The organism is Enterobacter sp. UPMP2052 (assembly GCF_053709675.1).
Genome location: NZ_JBSKJR010000028.1, coordinates 1 through 756 on the forward strand (window position 1 = coordinate 1; position 756 = coordinate 756).

At 54.0% G+C, this 756-nt stretch carries 1 pseudogene; it reads left to right on the forward strand.

Annotated features, from left to right (window positions below):
• A pseudogene (locus tag ACWKX3_RS24090) lies at positions 1–756 on the forward strand (IS3 family transposase); the annotation flags it as partial.

Consider the following 756-nt stretch of genomic DNA (forward strand, 5'->3'; position numbering starts at 1 on the left):
ATCACCCACAGCCTTTACGCCTGGATAAAGAAGTACGGTCCGGACTCATCCACTAATAAAGAACAGTCAGATGCTCAGGCCGAGATCCGCCGACTCCAGAAGGAGTTGAAGCGGGTTACTGACGAACGGGACATATTAAAAAAAGCCGCGGCGTACTTCGCAAAGCTGTCCGACTGAGGTACGCCTTTATTCGTGACAACTCCCGTTGCTGGCCTGTTCGTCTGCTCTGCAGGGTGCTGGATGTTCATCCCAGTGGCTTTTACGCCTGGTTTAAGCAACCGTATTCCCAGCGCCATCAGGTAGATCTGAGACTGACGGGACAGATCAAACAGTTCTGGCTGGAGTCCGGTTGCGTTTATGGTTATCGCAAGATCCATCTGGACTTGCGGGATAGCGGGCAACAGTGCGGAGTGAACAGAGTCTGGCGACTGATGAATCGTGCCGGGATAAAGGCTCAGGTCGGGTACCGTAGCCCGCGGGCACGCAAAGGCGAGGCCAGTATCGTATCGCAACAGGCTCCAGCGACAGTTCAATCCGGATGCTCCGGATAAGCGTTGGGTAACGGACATAACCTACGTCAGGACCCACGAAGGCTGGCTGTATCTTGCTGTGGTTGTTGAGCTGTTCTCACGCAAAATTATCGGCTGGTCAATGCAATCACGGATGACAAAGGACATTGTCCTGAACGCACTGCTGATGGCTGTATGGCGGCGTAATCCCCAAAAACAGGTGCTGGTTCACTCGGACCAGGGCAGT